The 6,561-nt window shown below is 46.3% G+C and carries 5 protein-coding genes; all 5 read left to right on the plus strand.

Going from position 1 to position 6,561, the window contains the following annotated elements; all coding sequences use genetic code 11:
* Positions 1-67 precede the first annotated feature (67 nt).
* The gene (locus ACLFWI_RS24380; RefSeq protein ID WP_446415071.1) at positions 68-1,546 is read left to right on the plus strand and encodes a hypothetical protein; all 1,479 of its coding nucleotides are present in this window, start codon (positions 68-70) and stop codon (positions 1,544-1,546) included.
* 151 nt (positions 1,547-1,697) lie between these two features.
* Positions 1,698-3,899 (plus strand): Cas10/Cmr2 second palm domain-containing protein, encoded by a 2,202-nt coding sequence (locus ACLFWI_RS24385; protein ID WP_446415072.1) that lies wholly within the window; start codon positions 1,698-1,700, stop codon positions 3,897-3,899.
* An 81-nt stretch (positions 3,900-3,980) separates the two neighbouring features.
* The gene (locus ACLFWI_RS24390; protein ID WP_446415073.1) at positions 3,981-4,988 is read left to right on the plus strand and encodes a hypothetical protein; all 1,008 of its coding nucleotides are present in this window, start codon (positions 3,981-3,983) and stop codon (positions 4,986-4,988) included.
* A gap of 118 nt (positions 4,989-5,106) precedes the next feature.
* A complete protein-coding gene (locus ACLFWI_RS24395) occupies positions 5,107-5,913 on the plus strand; it encodes an RAMP superfamily CRISPR-associated protein (protein ID WP_446415074.1) in 807 nt (268 codons plus the stop codon).
* Positions 5,914-5,960: 47 nt separating this feature from the next.
* The gene (locus tag ACLFWI_RS24400) at positions 5,961-6,401 is read left to right on the plus strand and encodes a hypothetical protein (protein WP_446411169.1); all 441 of its coding nucleotides are present in this window, start codon (positions 5,961-5,963) and stop codon (positions 6,399-6,401) included.
* The last annotated feature ends 160 nt before the right edge of the window (positions 6,402-6,561 follow it).

Below are 6,561 nucleotides of genomic sequence, written 5' to 3' on the forward strand. Positions count from 1 at the left end.
GTAATAGGTCTCTAATGTAAATTAGGATGGGTGGCGCTAAAGCGCTTACTACGAACGGAGTTTGATCATGCCACGTTATTTAATTCTGCAAGTTTTGGGGAGTAGCGATATTCTTGTCGATTCGGAATCAGGGACTAAAAAGTTAGAGGCTTGTTATACTTTGACAGATGTCCAGGAGACACAACAATGGAATGATGAGGAGTTTATTGATCAACTCGAACGGGTGGATTTTCCTCTGATTCGCCAAGTTTGGCAAGAACAGAAAAATCAGGCTGAACTGTATTGGGGAATTATTTTAACCAATCAGGTGGACTGGATGCAACACCAGAATGAGTCGGGTGAAGGGTGGAATGATATTGTTACCTCGGATGGATATTGGTGGCGCAATATCTTAGAAAAATGGTGTCAGCAGCAGGGGATTAATTATTATCCGATTTTCCTTGATATTGGTGCTGATATTCCCCAAGGGGCGGCGGATTGGGACGGAATGGCAAAGCGGATTGATCCTTTATTAAACGGATTGATTCAATTTGAGTCGAGTCGGATAGTTTTTGCTCCCACAGCGGGACAAACGATTCCAGTTGATCAGATTCTTGTCCAGCATAGCAGTGGAACTCCGGCTTTGAGTAGTGCGCTGTACCTTTGGGGAATTGAACAAAAGTTAGCTAAACGAGAGATTGAGTTTATCTATATTTCTCGACAAGAATCAATTTCGTATTTCCATTCTGGCACTCATTGGCAGTGGCGATTAAAAGTGCCTCAAATTAGGCAGTTATTGGCAATTCAAGACTTCGCCGGGGCGAATGAATTGTTAGCGGATCATCCCGATCAAACCCTGCGGGAAACCTGCCAATATCTCGATCGCGCGGTCTCCTTTAATCTTGCCCAACTCAATCTAGGCTTAACTCCCCAAGCCGAAGTCATCGAACGGATCAGTATTGCTTTGTGGAGTGAACAAGCCTTTCGCGATCGCGGACAGTGGATGCATTGGTATCTGAGAGTGGCGGGGGCGTTTGAACTCGCGATCGCTTGTTTAATTATTCAGCGAGGATCGGGGAATTATCGATGGAATAAAGAGGATGGTAAGACGTTCTTAGAGTACACTGACCCGAATACAGGAAATACGGATAAGGATAAATTTAATCGGTATATTGGCATTAAAAAGAGAGTGACTGAGTTATTAAGTCACGGATCAACGTCTCGGAAGCCTGTAAACTATCAGGTTACCGCTATTCAGCCTAACCCCGATTGGAATAAGTTTAAGGGGTTTTACTGTGATAACCAGTGGCAACTCGATGCTCAAATTCAGGAAAGTTTCCTGAATATCAGAAATGAATTATACCATGCTTTGCTGGGGGACAGTATTGACAAAATTTTAGATGCTCAAAAAGAAGCTTTCGGATCAGTCAATCATCCCGATCATCCCTCAGAAGTTGCCGTGCAGCAACTGCGCTATATTATCCAATTGGCGGGGTTATCGTCCCAGGTACAGCAGAGGGTTCAGGTGTATGAAAATAAGGTTAATGATATTAAAAGACGCCTCTAAGGTTAAAACACCAGAGGACGACCTGACCCATGGAAAGGGCGACCCGATCCCATTGAATGGATTTGAATTGTTAATTGATGCAGCGGGTCGCCCCTACCCCTTTTTTCTCTCATCTCCCTAATCCAAATCAACCTGATCTAAATCAAACTCAATGAATCTGCAAGATTGGTTAATTAAGCAGAAAAACTTATATCCAGTGCTTCCGCAAGCCGAACCACTCCTGTCTACCCATCCCGTGAGTGGAGAATGGCAAAATTCCTCTCATCTGAAAAACCAGGTTTGGTGGGGAGGTGGGGCGAGTCAAGAGGCTTGTCAGCAAATTGATTTGGGCAATACTCCTACCCTGACGCAGATAGGAGTAATTAGTTTTGGTCCAGTTCAATCCTTTCTGGGGGGTGGACAACGGCTGAGAGATTGGGCGGTGGCGTCTTGGTTGTGTCATTACCTATCTGCTGTTCTCATTTATCGCTGGGAGGAGTGGGGCGGGAAGGTGTTGTTACCCCTGCACCATTCCTCCCCTTTGGTGAATTGGTTGCGGGGTTCTAACTCAGTTGATCAGCGGTTTTGGCGTCCGGAATTGCCCAATGTGGTGACGGGAGTATTTCCCGAATCCGATAGTTGGTTAGAGAAATTCCAGTCGCTGATCCAACAGGAATGGGGACGGTTACTCAAAGGCTTAGAACAAGCCGCGATCGCACACAAATCCCAACTCCTCAATGGGATTGGCTGGCGGGTGATTCATCGGGATCATCAATGTCTGTGGTCAGTTTACACTGAGTCTACTCCCATCCGCGTGGGACAGATTGTTGAGGATATCGCCAACCTACACCAAGGAATTGAATCTCAGAAACTGGGTCGCGATTGGCAAGGAACCTGGTGGGGGGGACGGACTAGCCCAAGTGCGGGTCATTTATCCATTTGGCATCCCGGCTTGCAACCGATTGACCAAGGCGGAACCTGGGGATTAGAGAAACCCATTTTGGATCAATGGTGGGAACGGGCGGCAAAGGAGAGTAAACTCAAAGGACTCTTTTCAGAAAGCGATCGCCTCAACAGTATTGAAATGCTGAAGCGGTTAGCCTCAGTGCCAGATATTATTGTGCCAACCCTAAAACAACTCTGGGGGAAAACGCCACCGGATTGTCCTTGGGGACAATTTCCCGATCGCACGGCGGCGGCGGCGGCTTGGATACCCACCCAGCCTCAGGTTAATCTCGATTTGTGGAACCAAACCCTGCAAGGGCTAGAACGGGATTATTTTTCAACCTTACCCCAAAAAACCCAATGGGGTATGCCCAGGGCAGATCAAAACGGACAATTTGCTCATCCCCGTGGCTTAGAACGGCGCAATATAGAGGATAAAGAACTCTTAGAAATTTGGCAAAGCGACATCCCCAATGGTTGGCAAAGCACCATTGAATGGACAGTCGGCTGGCGGGGAGATGGGGACAATATGGGCAAATGGCTGTCTGGCAAACAGTATCGAACCCTGAAATTACCTTGGTCAAAATGGCATCCCAACGTTGAACAGATCACCCACTATAACTTAGGAATCCAACCGCCGAACGTACCCAACCAAGACCGACAACTAGAATTACCCCACATCCTCGATTTGTCCCTATTATTCAGTTTATGGAATGAACTTCTCTATGCTTTAACCGAAGTTCATCACGATAGCAAAGTCATTTTTGCTGGTGGGGATGATTTCCTCTTACTCGGACCCCTCACCGAAGCTATTTCCCTAACCCATGACCTACAAGCCCTTTGGACAGGCAAACCCTCTCCCTTAACTCAACCTCTCACTCCCCCAGTAGATGGCTGGGTACAGTATCAGGATCAACTCTATCCGGTACCGGGGGAAAAAATGCACTTCAGCTTAGGTATTGTGATTGCCCAACGGCGAATTCCCCAATCCCTTTGGCATCGCGGCTTAAATCAGGCATATAAACAGGCAAAATCTCAAGGACGTAACCGCATCTGTATCCAAGTTTTATTTAATAGTGGTCAATCATTACAGTGGGTTTGTCCGTGGTCTTTATGGAATTTACTCATGCCCATTGAACCCACAAAAGAAGGCAAAAGCGAACTCAATGCTTGGGAGAAACTATTAACCTATCTGGAAAGCACCCGCTTGCGGGATGTATCTATCTTTACAGTGGGAGACTTAATCGATACCCTCTGGGTAAGTGTGGGTATTCCCCTCACCTGGGAACAGGTATTAACTGTAGGTCGCCGCGATTATCAGACAGAACTCAAAGATTGGTCATGGTGGATCAATTGGATTAGCCTCAAAGCATTTCTGGCACGTCAACAGCGAGAACGGCAAAAATGGTTAGAACAGGTCAGTAGGTAAAAATTCAAAGCCTCTCTCCTTGTAGGAGAGAGGTTTGGAGAGAGGTTTTCCCAATCCTGCCTTTTGCTATCATTCACCGCCATGAACAATCCCCCATCAACCCTCAACAATCAACCATCAACCAATTGGTACAGTCTGACACCCGCAGGACCCATCGCCATTGGCAATCTAACACCCGTAGGGCAAAATAGCGGACAAGTCGGCTGTCGCTGGCCCCCCAATGGTCATCAGTTAGCCGCTTGTTTAAACTTACCCAGAGATTGTCAACTATTGGGTCCATTTTGGTACTTCGACACCAATCTCTATGTTCCCTTACCCCAGCCCGTCTATACTTTAGAGACAAAGAATGACCCCCCGCAGCAAATTTACCGTTTGCAATGGCATCAACAGCGTTGGCGAGTACAGCCAGATCATCAAGACCAAGACATTGAAATCGTGGGCGGCAAATATCTGATACCTGGAAACAGTCTCAAAGCCTTCTGGAACGCTGGCAAATCCACATCACCCAAACTGAAACACCTACCTTGGCAAACCCTGACCCTCAGTCATAATCACCGAGACGAAGAATTCCAAGTCAAGGAAGAAGCCGGATTCTTCGCCGAAATGACCACATTAATGGATACGAAATGGTCAATGTTAGTCAAAGTGATTGGAGACTACACTCCACCAAACTGGAGCATTTTGGGAGCAGGAGGAACCCCAGTCGCGATCGCACCTGTACGCTCTAAATGTTGGGATTGGTTAGAGGCAGACTGTCCCCATTCTACAGGAGCGGTGTTATTAACGGGAGCATTATGGCAAAAACCGCCCTTGAAGCGTTCCGTTCCCTATCCACCCACAGCCATTAAAGCTTACGCCGCCGACAGGGGGATACCATGGCAATCCTGGAAAAAAGTACGCGCCAAAGCTACCCTAGGTGATAGTCATCAACCCCAGAAGCGGGTACAAGTGTTAACACCCGGAGAATGGTTAACCCCAGCCGGGGCGGTGTATCTCTGGGACGGAGTTGCACCCATACAAAAATCGGGACCTTTCCCTGATCCCTTTCAGAGGCATGTTTTAGGCTACGGGCATTTGTGGTTATTCTGAAAGGAGTAAAACAGTTTTGAAGCAAGTAGGGGCGGGTTTAACTATTATCGTTTTTTTCTTGCCCTGATGTGACTAAACCCGCCCCAGTCTTGAACCAATGACAAATGACAAATGACAAATGACAATAGCATGGTTAATCTGTCAAGAACCTGTCCATATCGGCGGCGCAGATAGTAGCAGTCGGGGCAATAATAATCCGATTTTTCGATTACCTGACCGCACTCCAGCAATTCCTGGCAGTTCCCTACGGGGGGCTTTGCGGGAACATGCCGAAAGTCAAGAGAAATACCAACCCCTAGTTAAAAATTGGTTTGGCGGAAAAGAGGATATATCAGCCGGTCATATTGCCCTCGGTTGGGGTTGGACACTTTGGTGGCCCATTCATGTCTTAGGGTATGGCAATTGGTGGGTCAGTTGTCTAAGTTGGTTAAATCGATTTCAGCAATTATCTCACCAGTCACCCCTGAATCTTGATCCAAATAAGGTTTATATAACTGAGGAACAACTGAAGGATAAAACTGTTTATCTGCGCTGGTTGAAATTAAACAATGTCCAGCATTGCACCGATACTTTACGCCTACCCAAACAAATCCCCAAGAATCGGCTGATCATAGTACCCGATGATAGCATTAACATCATCGTAGATATGGGGTTAGTGCGGCAACCGAGGGTCAGTTTAAAAAACCTGGATGAGATTGATCAAGCCGCAGAACGTCAAGAGAATCCCGATGAAAACACCAGTTTAGTCAATAATCTGTTTTCAGTTGAAGGCTTTCCTCCAGGGGCAGTATTTCTGATCAGTTGGACATCCAGGGGGAAGGTGGACAATTTAGAAAAATGGAAAAATTTTCTCGTCGATGAACATTTTCTGGGGGGATTGTGGAGTGTGGGGTATGGGCGAATTCAGATTTATCAGATTGAGTAGGCTACGTTTCATTTACATTATAAAATGGTCTTATTTTAATTATTGATATGCCCAGAAAACCTGTCGAAACCTATGAATTAGATCGAGAAGTATTTCAACGGCTTAAACAAGGAAAAGATACCTTTGATGATTGGCAGGGGGCGGCTAGTGGGATTGCAGATTATGTCGCGAGTTGGGGTGTGGAACGCTTCTGGGCGATGTCTCGTTCGCCAATTTTACGAGGAGGAGAAACGTCCAAAGAAAAGGATGAGAACGAGGGGCGACGTTATTTTGCCTGGGGAGTGGCGCGAGAAGTTTTATGTAAAATTGTCGGGAATGATTTAAGAATTTGTCAGAATATGACGACAGAAGAGTTTCAGAATCGATTTAGAGATTTGGAGTTTAATCAGCAGGTTTTGTTAACAGATTTACTCATGGAGATTTCTGAGACAATTCAGTTTTGGACAATGCGATTGAAAGATGCCCGTGAGAGTACGATTGAGCCTTAGTCGGTCAGATTTAGTTCGGTCAGAAAAAATCTGCCCCAAAAATCGCTAAAACCCTTACAGGACAAGGCAGCGAGAGGGTCTACGAAAGAATCAGCCTTTCAGCCATTTGCCCACCCCCTCGCTGAAACTCTACTCTATGCGCGATCGCTCCCTATAGATA

The organism is Coleofasciculus sp., assembly GCF_046539235.1.
GTDB lineage: Bacteria > Cyanobacteriota > Cyanobacteriia > Cyanobacteriales > Coleofasciculaceae > Coleofasciculus.